Here is an 18190-nt window from a genome sequence, read left to right on the forward strand (position 1 = left end):
CCTCCGAGCAGAGCCGTCCCCCGGAAGCGCGCGCCGCCGACCACGGGAAGCTGCGCTTCCTCATCAGCGGCCAGGCCTCTCCCGGAGACCGGGTCCGCGCGGGCGACGTGGACGCCACCGTGGAGGACTCCGGCGCGTGGCTCGCGACCGTGCTGCTGACGCCGGGCTCGAACGTCATCTCCATCACCACCACCTCGCAGGGCGGCGCGGTGGAGTTCGCCCAGCAATCCTTCGACGTGGTTCGGCGCGGTGAGCACGGCTGGATCGTCATCCCTCACGCGAAGGAGCGCCTGGGCGCCATGCGCGGGCTGTCCCCGGACGTGCCCCTGCCCACGGGAGACACCTTCCTGCGGCTGGAGGTCGCCCCTGGTACCCAGGTGACGACCCCTGACACCCAACTCTTCGCGGGCCCCGACGGGGAGGTCCGCCTGCCCGTGCGACTCGTCCCGGGACGCAACACCGTCCGCATCTCGATGGCTCCGCCGCAGCGGTCCTGGAGTGCCGTGACCGTGACCGTCGAGGCGCGTGCCCAACCCTTCGTCGTGGGCCTGCTCGACGTGGAGGCCAGCATCGCGCCGGCCGGCGGTGGCTTCCGGTTGCGGGGACGCGGCGCCCTCCATGGCGAAGCCCAGTTGGGGCCCGTGCAGGTGGTGGGCGAGCTGGACCTCACCGACACCGACCTGCGCCAACTGGACGACGCGCCGCTCGCGGACTGGCTGCGTCCCCGGAGGCCCGAGCGCTTCGACCGCTGGCCCGACCCCGACTTCGCCCCGGCGGAGTGGGGCGACAATTCCGTGTCCCTCACGCCCAACCCCGCGGAGGGACGCCTGCGCCTGGAAGCGCGGCACGAGCAGTACGGCCGCGCGGGCTTTGGCACCTATCGCGCGCTCCTGCAGGACCGCGAGGTGGGCCGCTACCACCGCCCGCTCTTCGGTCCCTACGCGGAGCTGCGCGAACAGCTGGGCCCCGTGAGCGTGGGGCTGGACGCCTTCGCTGGCGGGCTCGTGGACCCCACGCGCGGCCTGGCCGCGACGCCCGCGCACGAAGAGCTGCTGGCCACCGGCGGCAGCCTCTACTACCTGGGCGGCGGCATCGTGGCGGAGGGCTCCGAGCTGGTTCGCGTGGAGGTGCGCGACGGCGTCACCGGCCTGCCGCTGGGCGAACAGCACCTCATCCGGGGCCGCGACTACGAAATTGATTACCTGGCGGGCCGCATCCTCCTCGCGCGCCCGCTGTCGTTCCTCATCGGAGCGTCGCTCCTGCGCACGGACGCGCTCACCGAGACGCCGGCGCCGGTGCTCGTCGTGGACTACGCCGTGCTGCACACGGGGGATCCGCGCGACTCGGTGGGCGGCGAAGCCTGGGCGCGCTGGCTCGACTCCACCGTCGCCCTGGCCGCCGTGCGCGAGCGCCGGCTGGGAGCCCCCTTCCAGCTCCTGTCGGGGCGGGGACAGACGAAGCTGTGGGGATACTCGCTCCTCGCCGAGGCCGCGAGCAGCCGGGGCATCGCGGTGGAGCCCACCGTCTTCGGCGTGTCGGACGACGGCGGCCTGTCCTTCCTCCGCCCGGTGGGCACGCTGGACGACCACGGCGGCGCGGTGACCCTGCGCGTGAGTGGCCCCGGCGTGCTGGGCCCCGGGAAGGGGGGCTCCGTGGACGCCGCGTGGCGCGAGCGCTCGAGGGGCTTCTCCGACGGCGAGCACCTGGACGCGGCCCGCTTCCGGCAGCTGTCCCTGCGCGCCACGCAGCCCGTGGGCCCGGTGGCGATCACGCTCCTGGGCGACGAGCGGCGCTCGGCGGATCCGCGCCTGCCCTTCGAGGACACGCCCTTCGGTGCCCGCACGCTGGGCGCCGCCGTGGCCTATGAGCGCTTCGACGGAAGCGTGCGCCTGGAGCTGCGCGACAGCTGGCTGCGTGCCACGGAGGTGCCCGGCGAGGGCCCCGCGCTCGAAGGCGGCCGGACGTCCCTGGGCGTATCGGTGTCCCGCGTGCTGACGTCCCGCCTCACCGTGTCCGCGGCGCACCGGCAGCGGCTGCTCGAGCGCGGCGAAGGCCTGGGCCGGATGAACGACACGTTCACCTCCGCGGGCGTGGAGGTGCGACTGGACGACGCCGCCGCCGTGGGCGTGAAGGCCGGCTGGGGCCCGGAGCTGGGCCCCCAGGCCTGGCTGGATGCGCGCGTGCAGCGCGGCCGCGAGACCTACTACGGCGGCTACTCCGTGGACGTGGACGGGCCGGACTTCGGCGCGGGTCGCGCGGTGACGGGCGCTCGCACGGAGGTCGGGGATGGCACCACCTTGTTCGTGGAGGACGTGAGCGCGCACGACGCCATGGCGATGCGGCGGGCGCGCGCCGTGGGCTTCCAGTGGGCGGCGGGACAGAGCGGCTTCAGCGCGGGTGCCCGCTACGAGCGCGGCGTGCGCAGCCCGCTGGACATCCAGAGCGACCTCACGCGCGACGTGGCCAGCGTGTCCGCGCAGTGGCTGCGCGAGCGCTTCCGCGCGGACGTGCGCGCCGAGCTGCGCCATGAAGAGGGCACGCCCGTGCGTGGCACCTCTGGCCCGGTGGACCGCACCCAGGTGGTGCTGGCGCTGGCCGCGGAAGGCCAGTTGATGAAGGACGTGACGGCCTCCGGACGGTTGGACTTCGCGCACACCGCGGGCCAGGAAGGGCTGGAGGCCCGGTTCGCGCAAGGGTTCGCGGCGCTCGTCTGGCGGCCCGGTCCCTGGCTGGTGGTGGCCCGCTACGGCCTCACGCGCGAGCTGTCCCCGGGTGCCCGCTTCGCCTTCGGAGACCGGATGCTCCAGACGGTGTCGCTGATGCCGGCGGTGCGGCTGGGCGAGCGGCTCTCCGTGGCGTCCGGCCTGCACGTCGGACGCTCCAGCCTGGGCGAGTCCTCACGCTGGGTGTGGACGGGGACGCTGCGGCCCTCGGTGCGGCTGCTGGGTGGACTGGAGGTCGCGGTGGAGGCCGCCCGGCGTACATCGGCGGCGGACGACCAGGGCCTGACGGCGCTCCGGCCAGAGGTCGCTTACCGGCTGGACGAGCGCCTGCGGGTGGCCCTGGGGTACACGGTCCTGGGGTTCAGCGGCTTGGGTCTGGAGGCCGAATCGGAGGATGCTCCGGATCGCCTCTATCTCCGGGCGGAAGTGGCCTGGTAGGCGCCGGGCAGAGGGATGACGAACGTGCGATTCGGGTGGCTCATCCTGGGACTGGGGTTGTGCGCGGGCGTCGCCCAGGCGCGCTGGAGGAACGTCGCGACCCAGAGCTATCCGAAGGACGTGACCGTCTTCCGGCCCGGCTTCTTCGCCGTGGCGACCGACACGCAGTTGTACGTGTCGCGGGATGGCGTCGTGACGACCCTCAACGTCGGCACGGCGGGCAGCTTCCTGCGCGGGTCCAACTGCGTGGTGGGCATCCGCATGGACGGGATGCTCCAGAGCGTGGCCGGTTGCTCGCCCGCGGATGACGGCAAGCGTCTGTTCCCTGACGACGGCAACGACTACGAGGTAAAGGCCGCGCGCGTCACAGCTGATGGGGGCGTGGGGTATGCCGTCGCCGCCGAAGGGCCCTTGCTGACACCGCGGTTTCGGACCTCGCTCCTCCCGAAAGAGGGAACGGCCGAGTGGGGCACCCTGACGACCCCGCCGACGGACCTGAGCGCCCAGCAGCATCTCGCGGTGCTGCCCCCTCAGTCGGATGGGCAACCCCAGGCGCTGTTCTCCGTCTCCGCGAACAAGGCGAACTTCCTCTGGTACCGGGGCACGGGCGCGGTGTCCTATATCGCCACGGGCATCGCCGCTCCGAACTCGGCCCATGGCGTCGCCCTTCTGCCGGGCTCGACGGCGGAGCAGCCGCTCGCGTTCTTCGGCAACGACTTGGGTCTGTTCCGAGGCACGCTTGGCGGATCCACCTATCCGTTCGAACCCATCCTGCTGGCGCCTGGGTCGGTCGACGCGCTCGCGTTCGACGTGACGAGCGGCTCCAGCGCGGGGACGGGCTTCGGGCTGCTGCTCCTCAAGCAGAAGTCAGACGGCAATGTGGTGGCGTACAGCGCGGAGCCGGTGGTTCCCCCCGAGCGTCCAGGCACGCTCTGGCGCCGGAATACGGACTTCCCCACGGGCATCACCCAGACCGCGGTGCAACTGGCCTGCGCGGATGCGTCCTACTGCGTCGCCATTCTCTACGGCTCCGCGCAGAACGTCCTCATCTACGAGAACTTGAGCCCGCCCAACGTGAGCGAGCTGCCTGACACCCTCTTCGTGGACGAGGGCAAGACCGAGAACGTGGAGCTCAAGCTGCGTGACCCGGATGGGGATGCCGTGCGGCTGTCTGCCACCGTGCGAGCGGGCAGTCCCATCCGCGTCGTTCAGGGGCCGCTCGACTCGCACGAGGACAGCGGGCTCAAGCTGACGCTCACCGCGCCCACGGGCATCTGCAAGACCGAGACATCCTGGCTTGACGTGGTGGCCTCCGACGGTCTGGGGGCGCACGACACGCCGAAGGATGTGAAGCTGGTGGTGAACCACACCGTCAAGCCTGGAGCCCCCCAGGTGACCGTCGACGCGGTGGATGGCAACGACTTCTTCGCGGGAGGGCCTTCCGGCACCTTCACCGCCACGCGAGGCATCACCGGCTGCGCGCCCGTCAAGTACACGTGGACAGCGCCCCCTGGGGCACCCGGGCTCGTGACGGATGCGGGCGTGGCCACGTTCACGCCCCCTTCCACCCGGGAGGACCGCTGCAAGCCGGACACGGCCAACTTCACCTACGCGGTGACGGCGAATGACGGAACCTTGGACTCCCCGCCCTCGACCGTCACGGTGCGGCTCCACCCATGGGGCCCCCCTGAGGTCCCGTTTACCGCCCCCTCGCGTGAAGTCTTCACCAAAACGGCTTTGCTTCCCCAGGCGACCCACGTGTGCGGAGGCTCTCCCGGAACGCCAGGACTGCCGCCGGTGTCGACGTTCTGGTCGGTCCTGGAGAAGCCCTCGGGCGCGACGGTGACGGCCGTCCAGGGAAACGACCGGCGTCCCGTGGACCTGGAACCCGTCGAGGGCAACTCCGTGCTGCTTGACGGGGCGACGTGCGTGGAGGCCCTGAAGCTGAAGCTGCGTGCCTTCAACCGCATCACCGTGGAGGGCTTCGTCCTCGACAGCCCCACGGCCGACGTGGAGGTCACGGTGAAGCCGCGCTGGGTGCCCGTGGAATCGGTGAAGACGCTGGTGAAACTGGAGCCGGCGGAGGAGCGCATGCTGCGCGGCCACGTGACGACGGATCAGCCACTCAACTGCACGGGCATGCGTCTGCTTGCCACGGTGGTGACGCTGGAGGACCGGGACGATCCCAAGAAGGTGTTCGACACGTGGACGGCCACCGGAGGCGGAGGCGACTTCGCGCTGGACCTGCCCCCCACGTGCGGCAGCGGCAACTACACCGTGCGCGCGCGCGTGCATGAGACCCTGCCCGATGGCGGCGTCATGGCGCCGGAGGCGACGACGGAATTCTTCCGGCCGGCGCGCGAGGTGGTGCTGGGCGAGCTGAGCGGTGAGCTCATCGCCACCTGCGGCGAGGGCGCCCGGGGCACGCTGCGCCAGACGATTCCGGAGGGAGCCTGCTCGGCGGTGAAACTGAAGTGGGACCCTGCCGGAGGACCGGAGCTGGCGCCGCCCGTCACCCAGGATGACTCGGCGTCGCTGGCCACGGTGGACACGCAGCTGGAGTCCCTGGTGGGCGAGTTCGTCACCCTGAAGGTGTCGGCCGAGGGCGAGGGCGCCAGCGGGGCGGAGCGCGAGCACGCGGTGCGCATTGGCGCGCGGCCCTTCGTGACGGTGGAGCGGCGCACGGAGACGGGGGAGGGCATCAACTCCGGCCAGGTGGGCGTCACGGTGACGCTGCGCAACGACACTGCCTGTGACGTGAGCTCCATCCGCTACCAGGAGACCGTCACCGGCGCGCAGGTGGTGCCCCAGAGCGTGACGTTGAATGGCCGGCCGGTGACGCCGGCGGATGCGTCCGCGCAGCACTTCGCGGTGGAGCCGGTGTCGCTGCCCGCGGGCTCGACCGCGACGCTCACGTACGTGGTGCGCACGGCGCTCCTGGAGCCGCCGAAGTTCTCGGGCACGGCGTCGCTGCGCGAGGTCGTCGTGTCGCACACGGAGCCTCCGCCTCCCTCCACGTCGGGCTGCGGCTGCTCCGGCGGAGGCTCGGGCGTGACGGCGTTCGGGCTGGGCGCGCTGGCGTGGGCCGCGCGGCGCCGGCGGGGCGTCAGAGCCCGAAGCTGATGCGCTGGCGGCGGTTGGGCGTCTGCTGACGCTCCTCCAGCACGCCGGACAGCTCCAGGCCGCGCAGGGTGGCCAGGGCCTCGCGCTCGGACAGGTCCGTGAGGGCGAGCAGGTCCTCCACCGTCTTCGTGCCGTCCGCGAACGCGAGAAGCATCGCCTGGGGCCCCGCCAGCTTCAGCTCGTGCAGGCCGTAGGGCGGATCCGCAGTGGGGAACAGGCGGCGCCCGGGCGCCATGCGCTGGCGCAGCGCCACCAGCGTCTCCGTGCGCGTGACGCCTTCGAGGATGAGGTCCCCGGGGAAGAGCGACAGCGGCACCAGGTCCGCGCGCTGCGGCCTCATGGGGCTGAAGCCGTAGCCGCCCTCCGTCCACGCGAAGGTGGACCAGAGGATGTCCTTCACCTGCTCCTCCAGCAGCTGACGGCGCTGCTTGGGGGAGAGCAGGCCGCGCTTGAGCAGGGCGTCGCCGGTGCGCAGCGAGTGCTCGCGCGCGTAGCCCGCGGCCTCCGCGAGCTGCGCCTCCGTGAGCGCGCCCTTGCGCAGGCAGAAGCGGCCGAAGCGCTCCGGGGCCAGGTTGGAGGCGGCGTACACCACGCGGCCCGCCTCGAAGTAGACGACCTTGAGCACCGTGCCCTGGCGCAGCTTCAGCTCGCCGTGGTGGCGCGCTTCGTAATAGGCGTTGAGCAGGCGCGGCACCGACGTGTGCGCCAGGTCTCCGCCGAGCGACCACTCCGGCAACTGACGCCGCTGACGCACGGGCGCGGGCGCGGCCTCCGTCCACACGGCGCCACGCTGCGCGAAGGGCAGGGGCAGGGCCTCCGACACGTCGGCGGGCTCTTCCGGGGGCGCGGGTTCGGCGGGCTCGGGCGGGGAGAGGACGGACTCGAGCGCGGGCTCATCCGCCGCGGGCGTCTCCTGGACCAGCTCCTCCAGGACGAGCAGGTCCACCTCGTCGAGCAGCTCCCCGTGCGTCACGGGCGGCACGCCCGCGGCCTCCTCCAGCGCGTTGATCACGCCGTCCAGTTCGAAGGGCTTCTCGAAGAAGGCGCAGGCGCCGTGGACCTGCGTGGCTTCCCGGGCGAAGCGGTCGCCCTTGTACACACCGCTGACGGCGATGGCGGGGATGGCGTGCGCGCGCAGGGCTCCCAGCACCTCGCTGCCGCGGATGTCCGGCAGCAGCAGGTCCACCAGCGCGGCGTCGAAGCGCGAGTGGGGACCCAGGGCCTCCAGCGCGGATTCACCCGTGAAGACGGTGACCGCCTCATGGCCTCGGGTCTCCGCGACCGTGGCGATGAGGGAGGCGAGTTCCTGGTTGTCCTCCACGATGAGCAGTCGCGCCATGGGCCGGCAGACCCTACCATCAACCCCATGAAGGACGTTCAGGGCTTCCACCACGTGGCGATTCAAGCGAAGGACGTGGAGCGCGTGACGGCGTTCTATCGCGACCTGCTGGGCTTTCCGGAACTGAAGCGCCACCTGCGGGAGGACGGCACCCTGCGGAGCGTCTGGGTAGGCGTCCCAGGGGGCGCCTTCCTGGCCATCGAGGCGGTGGACGGGACGCCGGAGGTGGAGCCGTTCCGCCATCCGGCGCCGGGGCTGCTGATGCTCGTGTTCCGGATTGCCCGCGAGGCACGGGGTGGGGTGGTGGAGACCTTGGCCCGCGCGGGCGTGGCGCTGGAGCACGAGACGCGCTGGACGCTCTACGTGCGGGACCCGGAGGGCAACCGGGTGGGGCTGAGCCACCATCCAGACGACTAGGGGCGAGTGCCCGGCCGGGTGCTTGCGGAGGGTGACGGGGCATGGCTACAAGCGGCCCCATGCGCCTGGGTGAATTGCTCGTGAAGGACGGCCTCGTGTCGGCGGCGGGGCTGGAGGAGGCGCTGGAGTCCCAGGTGGTCCACGGCGGCAGGCTGGGGACGAACCTGGTGGAGCTGGGGCTCCTGTCCGAGCAGGACCTGGCCAAGGCGCTGGGTAGGCTGCACAACTGCGCCTACGCGTCCGGGGAGATGGTGCCCGACCCGAAGGCCGTGGCGCTGGTGAACCCCAATGATGCGGACGACAAGGAGTACCTGCCGATGCGGGCGGACGCGACGCGGTTGAGCGTCGCGGTGCTGAACCCGCATGACTTCACGACGTTGGACGCCATCGCGTTCAAGACGGGCAAGCGCGTGGTGCCGGTGGTCATCCCCGAGTTCCGGATGAACCAGCTGCTCCGTCGCCACGCGAAGGCGTTCCGGCAGCTGCGGGCCATCGACATGAACGCCGTCCGCCCGAGGCCCGCGAAGGGCGCGGCGGCGGCGGAGCTGGCGAAGGCGGCGGAGCGGCCGCCGGACCTGATGAGCGAGGAGGAGTTCCAGTCCGTCTACGCGCAGGCGCTGCGCGGTGGCTCGGATGCGGAAGCGGACGTGCTGGAGGGGGAGATCATCATCACCGGCGAGGAGGTGGTGGAGTCTCCAGTGGCCACGCCGCCCCAGGGCCGGCCCGCGATGCCGGCGCAGCCGCGTCCCGGAGCGGCCGCGCCGCCGCGAGTGGACATCCCCGCGCACGTCGCTCCGTCCGTCCCCGCGCAGGGAGTTCCCGCGCAGATGGCCCGTGCCGCCGCGAGTCCGGCGGGGCAGGGCGCGGCGAAGCAGGGAGTGCCCGCGCACATGACGGGTCAGCAGGGAGTGCCCGCGCACGTGGTGGGTCAGCCCGGAGCTCAGGCGGTGCCCGCGCATCTGGCGGGACAAGCCGGAGCGCGCGGTGTGCCCGCGCATGTGGCGGCCCAGGCGGGTGCGCAGGGAGTCCCCGCGCACGTCGCGGCCCAGGCCAGTGCGACGGGCGCGATGCCGCCGGGAGCCGCCGCGAGCCCGCCCGTGGCCGCGAAGCCGGTGGTTCCCCCTCCCACGCCGCTCACGTTCCCGGAGGCCCAGGCGGAGCTTGCGCGCAGCTCGGACCGCGAGGACGTGGCCCGCACGGTGCTCCGCTTCGCGATGGGCAAGTGGCGCCGGTGCCTGCTGCTGTCCGTGCAGGGCAACCTCGTCACCGGCTGGCACGGCATGGGGCAGGGCGTGAGCGACGAAGGCGTCCGTCGCATCGGCGTGCCGCTGCGAGACCAGAGCACCTTCCGCCTCGTGCGCGACCTGCGTTCCCACTACGTCGGTCCAGTGAAGCGCGACGCTGCGATGGGCATGTTCTACCAACTGCTCGGCGGCGGCTTCCCCACCACGGCGGTCATCCTGCCGCTGCTCGTGCGCGGCAAGGTGGTCCACCTGCTCTACGTGGACAACGGAGCGGAGCAGTTCACCCCGCCGGACGTGGGCGAGCTGCTCATCCTCTCCCAGGGCGTGGGCCGTTCGTACGAAGCGATGATGCGGCGTCGCAAGAGCGCGTAGCTCAATCGCCGCCGGTGGACCGTTCGGGTGTGTGCGCCAGCAAGGGCATCGCATCCGGGCGGTCCCACAGGACGAAGTGGCTGCACCCGTCCAGTTCCACCACGTCGAGCCCCGGCTTCGCGCGCCCGGCGCTCTCGCGCATGGACGCGGACTCCAGCACCCGGTCCTTCCCCGGAACGAGCACCGTGCCGCGCCGCAGGTTGCCGAACAGGGACGCATCGCGCGCCTGGCTCCAGGCTTCGATGTCCCGCAGGTTGGCCATCATCGTCGCCACCCGCTTCGGGTTGAACGGGAAGGCCATGATGAGCTCACGCTTGCGAGCATTCTCCAGCGGCCCCCATGCGCCCCGGTTGTGCCGCGCGATGGGCGCGAGCCGCCACAGCGGGATGAGGAACGGCAGCAGCCAGAGCTGCGAGGGTGTCAGGCTCCGGTAGGGGCGGGCCTGCGGGAGCACGGGCGCCTCCAGCACGACCTCCACCCGTTCGAACAGGTCCGGCCGCAGCTTCGCGGCCTCCAGGACCACGGCGCCTCCGCGCGAATGTCCATGGACGCGCACGACGTCCGTCCGGGGCAGGTGCTCCAGGGCCTGCACCAGCACCGCGGCGTCATGGGAGATGGTGCCCTCCGGTTCGGCCGGCACCTTCGCCCAGGGGGCGGGTTCCTCGCGAGGGTCGGTGATGGGCAGGTGGTAGTCGCAGCTCGTCAGCAGGATGAGCTGAAGGTCGGGCCCGCGGTAGTGGTGCGTGAAGTAGCGCATGTCCGCCACGAAGCCGTGCATGACGATGACCGTGGCGCGGGGCTGCTCGCAGCGCCGTTCGGCGATGACGGCCTTGCCCACCCGGTAGACATGTCCGTCGAAGGGCTCACTACCGCGGGGTGTGCCCACCCGGTGCATCAACCACCAGCGCGCGGTGAGCACCAGCACGGCGACACCAGCGAGGACTCCAAGAGCGACGGACATGCGTTCACCCACGGCAGGAAGGGCCCGTGACACGGCGCGCATCATAAGGACAGGACTCAGCGTTTCACGAGCAGGACCGCGTCGCGTGCGCCAGGCGCGGACGGCGCGTACCCTTGCCCAGGCGGGCTTGGAGCGCGTCAGGCCCCTTCGAGGCGGTGCGTCCCCAGCGCGCACTCGCGATGTGGAGCTTGCGATGAACGACGAGCCGGAAGAGCGCCTGACCTGTCCCCGCTGCGGAGGGAGCTTCGGGGATTCCACCCGTGAGCGTGGCATCGTCTTCACCCCCTGTCTTCGGTGTGACCAGGCCATGGCGGCTGCCTGCTGTGCGCCCATCCCTGGGACGGCGTCTGGGTGGCGCGTCCAGATTCCCTGGCGTGGGCCCGAACTGACGCTGAAAGAGGCGGCCTCCCTGCGGCAGATCCTCCCCGTCCACGCGAATGAGTCGATTCAGTGTGTGCGCGACCAATATCGAGGTCTGCCGGGGTGGACGGGGCGGAGACTCTCGCACCCGGAGATGCTCGAGCTCCGTGCGGCGGCGGAGGCCTGTGGGTTCAAGGTGATTGTGGAGGAGGAGGACAAGCACGTTCCCCGGCTGCACCTGCCTCCGCATCCCGCGACGTTCCATGGCGTCGAATTCAGCCCCTCGTTCTTCGAGAAGGGCGCGCTCGCCACGATCTTCCGCGAACCCCACGGCACCCTGGTGATTGCCAGCGAGAGCCTGCCCCTCCCGGAGTGTGTCCCCATTCCCCAGGAGCGAGGACGCCAGTTCCTCGATGAAGTCGCGAGCCTGGCCCCGTTGGAGATGACCGACTCGGACGTCATCGGGATGGATGGAATCAGCCTCTATTTCCGCCTCCGTCATTCGAGCGAAGAGCGCGGTTTCGTCGCGTGGAGCCCGGACGCCCACCGTGCGCCCCGGCATCATGCCCTGGTCCTGGCGCTCTTTCGGCTCGCGACCGAGCTGGCTCGCGAGGCCGGCAGCATCACGTTTCTGGAAGGCATCCACGGCTATCTGGAGGCGGGGCTCCCCGTGAAAGTCTTCGAGGAGACGCCGCGCCGAGTTCGTCTCTTCGGAAGGCTGTCGTCGTTGTCGTCCGAGACCCTGGACTCGCTCTTCGCGGCGACTCCCCCAGAGACACCGCTGTTGATGGATCTGACGGGCTTCGAGGGAATGGGGACGCTGCTCTATCCGCGCTTCGCCCGGTTTCACCAGCGTCCCGGGGGGACGGTGTGGTGGGTCAACCGCATCGCCGCTCGTCAGTTGAAGGAGGCGGGAATCCCCGAGGCGAGCCTCTACACGGACCTGGAGTTGGCGAGGGCAGCCCTTGCCGCGCGCCCTACCTGACGGTGCTGAGGCTCCGGATCTGCGTGTTGATCCACGGGATGTAATTGGAGACCCGCGTGTAGATGCCGGGCAGCCCTGCCCGCGCACAGCCCACCCCGAAGCTCACGATGCCCTGGAGCACGTAGCCTTGGGGGCCATTGACGACGAGCGGCCCGCCGCTGTCGCCCTGGCATGCGTCCTTGCCCCCTTGCTTGTACCCAGCCCCGAACATGGCATTTTCGTCGATGCTGATTCCTTGTGACCTGTAGCTATTGGCGACGTCCTGATGCCTGAGGACGGGGACGCCCACCTGCAGCAGGATGCTTGACGTGTCGTAACCCCCCTCGCGTGTCAGTCCCCAGCCCGCGACCGTCGCCATCGTGTTGTCCGCGACGCGCGCCCCGGAGGAGGGGAGGCAGACAGGGACGCGCGTGTTGCCGCCCGCGAGCGTGGGGGCGAGGTTGGGGCGCATGCCCGAGGACTGGCCGCAAGCCCTGGCGACGGTCGTGTCGAACTTGATGGGCTTGTCGAGCTTGAGGACGGCGATGTCGTTCAGCGTCGTGTCCGGATTGTACTGCGGGTGGTAGACGGCCTTCGTCACCCGGGCTGTCACTTGCGTGGACGTGGGGTTGTACAGGTCATGCGCCCCGGCGACCGCAGTGGCGTTGGCGAGACCGTCATAGACGCAATGGGCCGCGGTGATGACGATGTCGCTCTCCTCCTTGTCGCCCACTCGCACCAGGCTGCCCCCGCAGAAATGGCTGCCGTACTGCTGCAGGCTGACGATCCAGGGGTGGGAGTTCGGCCGGGCCTCGATGCCTCCCACGATCTCCTGGTCCGTTTGACCCACTGTCTCGAAGGGGGCCTGCTCGGCCTCCGGACCACCGCACCCGAGAAGACCGACCGCGACGACGACTCCGCTCATGAAGCGCATGCATTCTCCTGGAACAAGTGCGGAGGGAGACAGCAAGCGACATGCCGCGCTCATGCGCCGTGGTTGTCCGGACGAGACGCGCACCTGGACGCGCGACGGAGCGTCATCTTCGTCGCCGTGTGACACGTCAGCGGAACTGCATGACGCGTCAGCCGTGCCGGGCGGTGAACCCGCACGCGGCCGGAGCGAGTGATGATCAGACGTCTCGCATGCGGAGGCAGGACAGGAATTAGACGCGAGCCCTGGGCCCCCCGTTCACGGAGCGCGACCCTCGCACGCGTAAATGACGGCGCGTGTGTGCCGGGCGACCTGGGAGGTGACTGGGTTTGAGAGGCATTGGCCCCGGGTCCGGGGGCGGGTGGAGCCACGCATGTCAGACGCCACCCGTAGCCTGCGACACGTTCCCGCCTGATTCCCACCCATGACGACCCGACATCCCATGCCCGCCACCGCGCCACGGACACCGGCACCGTCCCTGCCACCCAGACCCTTCACCTCCGCGCGGGACGGCCTCGTGCGCCGTCAGCCCCAGCGCTTCACGGGCATCCGGCCGCTCAAGCTGGAGGACTTCGTGTCCGGGACGCCGCGCCAGCGGGAGTCCTTCGCGCGGCGCCTCGTCACCCAGCTGTCGGAGCGCGGCTTCTTCTACCTGGAGCGACCCACGGCCTTCCTGGAGCGGCACGCCCTGGCGGGTCTGTTCGAGCGCTACGAGGCAACCTTCCAGCACGCGCTGCTGGCGCATCCGTACCTGCACGCGCTGCTGCCCGCGGCCTCGGTGTTCGAGACGGGCTACAACGCCACCTGGTACCCGGAGTCGCCGGTGGTGCGGCAGCCCATCGAGGCCTTCATGGCCAAGCCCGCGACGTGGACGGTCTTCCGCCGCCGCGTGGTGCCGGAGCCGGTGCGGGAGCTCCTGGAGGCCTCGGAGGATGCGTACGACGCCTGTCACGCCGTGGGCGTCGTGCTGCTGGAGGCGCTGGAGCTGGGCTACGGCCTGCGCGCCGGGGGGCTCACGCGGCTGTTCCGCCGCCGCACGGAAGGGGCGGTGCGGTTCGTGAAGTACCACGCGCCCAGCACCGCGCGGCGCAGGCGGGACGTGGTGGCGCACGCGTCGGAGCCGCACTCGGACAAGAGCTTCTTCACCTTCAACCTGGGCGAGTCCCGGCCGGGGCTGGTGTGGCTGGACGGGAACACGCCGCGCCTCATGCCCAACGACGAAGGGCACTGGCTCATCACCTCCGGCCGCTTCTCCGAAGGGCTGACGCGCGAGCTGGACGCGCCGGTGCGGGCGTTCCGGCACACGGTGCACAACGACGGTGAGCGCGTGGTCATCCTGGGCTTCGTGACGCCCGAGGGCGACCTGCACGACCTGCCGCTGGACGCGTGGCCCGCGCCGCCGCTCGCGGGAGGCGCCCGTGGCTGAGCGCGCGCGCAATGGAAGGAGCGAGGGGCCGGAGCACGTCTTCTTCTCCCCGCATCCGGACGACGTGGCGCTGGGGGCGTACGCGAGCCTGCTCGACGTGCCCCGGGGCATCGTGCCCACGCTCGTCACGGTCTTCTCCCAGAGCTGCTGGGAGTTCGTGCTGCCGGTGGACCCGTCGCGGGCCATGGCGGTGACGTCGCTGCGGATGGGCGAGGACCGGAGATTCGCCCGGGCGCACGGGTTGGACCTGGTGCACCTGGGCTTCCGTGACACCAGCCTGCGCGCGCCACCGGGCGGCCCCGTGGAGTCGGAGGAGGCGCGGTCGGCGCTGGCCTCGCGCGTGCTGCTGGCGCTGGACGAGGTGCTGGCGAGCGTGTCCCAGGACGCGGTCTGCTACGTGCCGCTGGGCATCTCCAGCCACGCGGACCACCTGATGGTGCGCGACGCGGTGCGGGCCCTGCGCGGCGAGCGCAACGTCGTCTACTACGAGGACCTGCCGTACTCCGCGCACCACCCGGAGGATGAAATCGTCGACTACGCGTGGGCGCTCGGGCTGTCGCCCCGGTGCCTGGACGTGACGACGCTGTGGTCCGCGAAGCTGCGCGGGCTGTCCTTCTACGCGAGCCAGTTGGAGCCCCAGACGCTGCCCGCGGTGGAGTCTCACGCGCGGCGGCTGGGCGCGGGCCGGGGAATGGCCGAGCGCGTGTGGACGGTGGCGCCATGAGCACGCGGGAGCCCTGGGCGGAGGGGGAGATGCTGGTGCACCTCTCCTATGAGGCGACGCGCACGCTGGGCGGGATGGGCGTGGTGCTGGAGCACCTGTTGTCCGCGCCCGAGTACCGGCAGGCCTTCCCGCGCACGCTGCTGGTGAGCCCCACGGTGCGGCCGTGCGGCCTGGGGAGCTACGCGCCGGAGGAGTCGCTGGCGCGCGACCTGGAGACGCACGGCGAGGTGTTCTACAGCGGCCTGCGCCGGGACAACCCGGAGCGATGGGCGCGCGTCTTCCGGCCGGTGGAGGAGCAGCACGACGTGTCGTTCGTCTACGGGCGGCGCGACGCTCCGGGCGGTCCGGTGGAGGTGCTGCTCGTGGACCTCACGGATGTGCTTCGGGGCTACCGGGTGAGGATGGGCACGCTGCCGAAGTTCCTCGCGCGGCTGCACACGCTGCTCGGGGTGGACCTCCCGTTCGACTGCCGGGGGCCGCGGCCGGCGGCGTGGCGGGGGCTGTCACGCGTGTGGCGAGAGCGCTTCGGCACGCGGCTGGGCGCGGCGCCCTGGGTCAACCGCCTGTTCCGCAAGGCGGTCCGGCACGGCCTCCTGGACGCGCCCGCGTTGGACCACGACGCGATGCTGGCCATCGTGCTCGCGGAGCCCGTCTTCGACGCGCTGGAGCGGCTGCGCCCGAAGGACGGGGCGGGGACCGTCATCCTGGCGCAGGAGCACCTGTCGCTGCCGCTCGCGTACAAGGCGCTGCTCGACGGGCGGCGCTGGTGCCGCACCGTGTACTACGCGGGCGAGGTGCGCACGCCCCGCGTGCTCGTGGAGTACGGCGAGGCAGGGCAGGGCGCGTCCGACGCGCGCTTCTACAACATCCAGCGGCTGGGGCTGGAGCAGGGGAAGACGCTGGACCAGGTGTACCCCGTGAGCACCTGGCCCAACTTTCAAATCCTGCGCAACGGCCACCTGTGTGACCGCGTGGGCGCGGTGAGCGCGTCCGTGGCGGACGAGCTGCGGTTCCTGGATGTGCGTTATGCGCTCCAGCCGGTGACGGTGGTGCCCCACGGGCACCGGCCCATCGAGACGGGCTGGGACGCGAAGGAGGCCGCGCGCGCGAAGGTGCTGGCCCATGCGCGCAAGTCGTGGGGGAAGGACTTCCGCCTGCTGCTCACGCACATCGCGCGGGACGAGGTCTGCAAGGGACTCTGGCGCGACGTGGACGTGTGCGAGCACCTGGCCACGCTGCTGCCACTGGAGCGCAAGCCCGCGCTGTTGATGATGGTGACGGAGTGGAACGAGGCGGAGCCGTCCGACAACCTACGCGCCCTGAAGGCACGGGTGGACGCGTTCAACGCGAAGGACACGGGCCTGCACATCGCGCTGGTGAACCAGCCCACGTGGCCCGCGGGCCTGGACTTCACGCGGGACGACCTGCACCGCGCCACGGACGTGTCCCTGGGGCAGTCGCTGTACGAGTCCTATGGCCTGGCGCAGCTGGAGGCCCTGGGCTGCGGCGCCATCTGCGTCATCTCTGGAGCCAGCGGCGCCCGGCGTGCGCTGAAGGCGGTGTGCGAGCGGCAGGGGCTGTCGGAGGCCGCGCATCCGAACCTCGTGGTGTCGGACCCGGTGGCGGATGCTCGGGTCGCGGGCCTGGCGCACTCGATGGAGACCTGGAAGGCGCTGCCCGCCAGCGTCCTGAGAGAGCAGGAACTGCGCACCGCCGAGCGCGTGGCGGAGGAGGTGGTGCGGCGGCTTCCGCGTGATGCGCACGAAGGCCGCCTCCTGCTCGCTACGGGCTGGGCGCTGTCGGAGCGGCTGCACTGGGAGCCGCTCATCCGCGAGCAGCTGCTGCCGCTGCTCCGCTTCCCGAAGGAGGCGGCGCAGGACGTGTCCGACTGGAGCGCGGCCCATGGCTGAGCCCCTGGCGGAATCCCTTTCAATGTGGAGCGCGGAACATGGCTGAGAACGAGCAGGCCCCGGCGCTCATCGTCGTGGCACACCCGGAGGATGTGGTCCGGTTGTTCAGCACGGTGGCGCCGGGGGCGGACGTCGCGGTGGTGACGGAGGATGGGAGCGCGGGCCGGGAGCTGGAGGCCGTGGGCCGGGCCCTGGGCACGAGGAGCACGCACCTCCTGCTGTCCCCGTCGGAGGTGGGGCCATGGTGCCGCGAGCAGCGCTCCCGGGGCGACGTCCGCGTCTTCACGCACAGCCCGCAGGAGGACGCCCCGCTGCACCGCGAGGTGGCGCTGCTCGTCAGCCGCGTCTTCGAGCGACTGTGGGTCCCCGCGACGGGCGCCAGGCCCACCGCCTGCACGGTGCTGGACGACGCGGCCTTCCAGCGGAAGCTGGGCCTGCTCAACGCGCTCTACCGGGAGCGTCCGGACGGAGCCCGCGCGGGCGCCTGCACGGATCCCGTGCGTGACGGGCCCGGCATCGAGGCCTTCGCGGAGGTGCGGGCCGCGGACGTGGTGCGCGCCCTTTCCCTCACGAAGCCGGAGATCTTCTCCGAGCTCGCGGACCCCTGGGGCTTTGCCCAATCCACCTACGAGGGGGAGCGCTTCGCCCTCACCGCGAAGGTGCTCGGGACGCTGCGCGACGCGGGCGCGCCCCGGCGCGTGGTGGACGTGGGCGCCTGCGAGGGGCTCATGACCGAGCACCTGCTGACGCTCTTCCCGGAGGCGAACGTCCGCGCCGTGGAGTCCGAGCCCCGCTTCGTCACGCGCCTGCGCGAGCGGCTGGGCAGCCACGCGCGCGTGCGGATCGTCGAGGCCAGCGCGGAGGACGTGGCGCTGGAGGCGGACCTGGTGCTGCTCGCGGAGGTGCTCTACTACCTGTCCGAGGACGCCGGCCGCGACCTGCTGAACCGGCTGCGCGCGTCCCACCTGCTCACGTCCTATGGCGGAGGCTTCGGCGCCCAGGTGCACGCCGCGCTCGCCACGCGCGGTTGGAGGTGCGTCCAGTCCGCGACGCTTCCGGGCCGCATCGAGCCGGTGGACGGCGCCGCGAGCCCGCTGCTCGTGCGCCGTGCAGGGACCGAAATCCGGCTCTGGGAACGGTGATAACAAGAATTCAGGGATAGAAGTCCGGGCTTGCCCGCAAGGAAGGCGGGCTTCTCTCCCGGAAGAGGCTGACGACCGGGCTTGTCGTTGTTCCCGGGCTGGGGAGTGTATGGACT

12 protein-coding genes are annotated in these 18190 nt (G+C 71.4%); 9 read left to right on the forward strand and 3 right to left on the reverse strand.

Annotation, left to right across the window (positions count from 1 at the left end):
• Together D7Y15_RS16650 and D7Y15_RS16655 are read left to right on the forward strand one after the other, a co-directional pair.
• On the forward strand, window positions 1-3161 hold a 3161-nt coding region (locus tag D7Y15_RS16650), incomplete at its 5' end, for a flagellar motor protein (protein ID WP_121753196.1).
• A 15-nt stretch (window positions 3162-3176) separates the two neighbouring features.
• Entirely contained in the window at window positions 3177-6284 is a 3108-nt protein-coding gene (locus D7Y15_RS16655; protein WP_120580648.1) for a hypothetical protein, read from the forward strand.
• Here D7Y15_RS16655 and D7Y15_RS16660 read toward each other — a convergent pair.
• Window positions 6268-7623: a response regulator gene (locus D7Y15_RS16660; protein WP_120580649.1), complete on the reverse strand. Its 1356-nt coding sequence runs from the start codon at window positions 7621-7623 to the stop codon at window positions 6268-6270. The genes D7Y15_RS16655 and D7Y15_RS16660 overlap by 17 nt on opposite strands.
• A gap of 27 nt (window positions 7624-7650) precedes the next feature.
• Between D7Y15_RS16660 and D7Y15_RS16665 the strand changes: the two genes are divergently transcribed.
• Together D7Y15_RS16665 and D7Y15_RS16670 are read left to right on the forward strand one after the other, a co-directional pair.
• Entirely contained in the window at window positions 7651-8040 is a 390-nt protein-coding gene (locus D7Y15_RS16665) for a VOC family protein (RefSeq protein ID WP_120580650.1), read from the forward strand.
• A 41-nt stretch (window positions 8041-8081) separates the two neighbouring features.
• Entirely contained in the window at window positions 8082-9656 is a 1575-nt protein-coding gene (locus tag D7Y15_RS16670; RefSeq protein WP_233604979.1) for a general secretion pathway protein GspE, read from the forward strand.
• 1 nt (window position 9657) lies between these two features.
• Here the strand turns inward: D7Y15_RS16670 and D7Y15_RS16675 are convergent, their stop codons facing one another.
• The gene (locus D7Y15_RS16675) at window positions 9658-10617 is read right to left on the reverse strand and encodes an alpha/beta fold hydrolase (protein WP_121753220.1); all 960 of its coding nucleotides are present in this window, start codon (window positions 10615-10617) and stop codon (window positions 9658-9660) included.
• 514 nt (window positions 10618-11131) lie between these two features.
• On the opposite strand from D7Y15_RS16675, the gene D7Y15_RS16680 reads away from it, so the two are divergent.
• Window positions 11132-11962, forward strand: a complete 831-nt coding sequence (locus D7Y15_RS16680; RefSeq protein WP_126933824.1) for a hypothetical protein — start codon at window positions 11132-11134, stop codon at window positions 11960-11962.
• On the opposite strand, the gene D7Y15_RS16685 is transcribed toward D7Y15_RS16680, so the two are convergent.
• Window positions 11955-12875 (reverse strand): serine protease, encoded by a 921-nt coding sequence (locus D7Y15_RS16685; protein ID WP_121753199.1) that lies wholly within the window; start codon window positions 12873-12875, stop codon window positions 11955-11957. The two genes, D7Y15_RS16680 and D7Y15_RS16685, sit on opposite strands and share 8 nt — an antisense overlap.
• A gap of 421 nt (window positions 12876-13296) precedes the next feature.
• On the opposite strand from D7Y15_RS16685, the gene D7Y15_RS16690 reads away from it, so the two are divergent.
• Genes D7Y15_RS16690 through D7Y15_RS16705 form a run of 4 tightly spaced genes read left to right on the forward strand, consistent with a single transcriptional unit; the run spans window position 13297 to window position 18074 of the window.
• Window positions 13297-14298 (forward strand): hypothetical protein, encoded by a 1002-nt coding sequence (locus tag D7Y15_RS16690; RefSeq protein WP_148712786.1) that lies wholly within the window; start codon window positions 13297-13299, stop codon window positions 14296-14298.
• Window positions 14291-15022 carry a PIG-L deacetylase family protein gene (locus D7Y15_RS16695; RefSeq protein ID WP_121753201.1) on the forward strand — a complete coding sequence of 244 codons (732 nt, stop codon included), beginning with the start codon at window positions 14291-14293 and terminating at the stop codon, window positions 15020-15022. Before D7Y15_RS16690 ends, D7Y15_RS16695 begins: the two co-directional genes overlap by 8 nt.
• The gene (locus tag D7Y15_RS16700) at window positions 15019-16932 is read left to right on the forward strand and encodes a glycosyltransferase (protein WP_148712787.1); all 1914 of its coding nucleotides are present in this window, start codon (window positions 15019-15021) and stop codon (window positions 16930-16932) included. The genes D7Y15_RS16695 and D7Y15_RS16700 overlap by 4 nt, the downstream gene beginning before the upstream one ends.
• A 38-nt stretch (window positions 16933-16970) precedes the next feature.
• Entirely contained in the window at window positions 16971-18074 is a 1104-nt protein-coding gene (locus D7Y15_RS16705) for a class I SAM-dependent methyltransferase (protein ID WP_121753203.1), read from the forward strand.
• Window positions 18075-18190 lie beyond the last annotated feature (116 nt).

Source organism: Corallococcus sp. AB030 (assembly GCF_003668965.1).
Taxonomy (GTDB): Bacteria; Myxococcota; Myxococcia; order Myxococcales; family Myxococcaceae; genus Corallococcus; species Corallococcus exiguus.

Excerpts from the sequence above, each read along its gene's own strand:
- D7Y15_RS16655 (WP_120580648.1), top strand. The coding sequence starts at position 3,177 with ATGACGAACGTGCGATTCGGGTGGCTCATCCTGGGACTGGGGTTGTGC.
- D7Y15_RS16660 (WP_120580649.1), bottom strand. The coding sequence starts at position 7,623 with ATGGCGCGACTGCTCATCGTGGAGGACAACCAGGAACTCGCCTCCCTC.
- D7Y15_RS16665 (WP_120580650.1), top strand. The coding sequence starts at position 7,651 with ATGAAGGACGTTCAGGGCTTCCACCACGTGGCGATTCAAGCGAAGGAC.
- D7Y15_RS16670 (WP_233604979.1), top strand. The coding sequence starts at position 8,082 with ATGGCTACAAGCGGCCCCATGCGCCTGGGTGAATTGCTCGTGAAGGAC.
- D7Y15_RS16675 (WP_121753220.1), bottom strand. The coding sequence starts at position 10,617 with ATGTCCGTCGCTCTTGGAGTCCTCGCTGGTGTCGCCGTGCTGGTGCTC.
- D7Y15_RS16680 (WP_126933824.1), top strand. The coding sequence starts at position 11,132 with ATGCTCGAGCTCCGTGCGGCGGCGGAGGCCTGTGGGTTCAAGGTGATT.
- D7Y15_RS16685 (WP_121753199.1), bottom strand. The coding sequence starts at position 12,875 with ATGCGCTTCATGAGCGGAGTCGTCGTCGCGGTCGGTCTTCTCGGGTGC.
- D7Y15_RS16690 (WP_148712786.1), top strand. The coding sequence starts at position 13,297 with ATGACGACCCGACATCCCATGCCCGCCACCGCGCCACGGACACCGGCA.
- D7Y15_RS16700 (WP_148712787.1), top strand. The coding sequence starts at position 15,019 with ATGAGCACGCGGGAGCCCTGGGCGGAGGGGGAGATGCTGGTGCACCTC.
- D7Y15_RS16705 (WP_121753203.1), top strand. The coding sequence starts at position 16,971 with ATGGCTGAGAACGAGCAGGCCCCGGCGCTCATCGTCGTGGCACACCCG.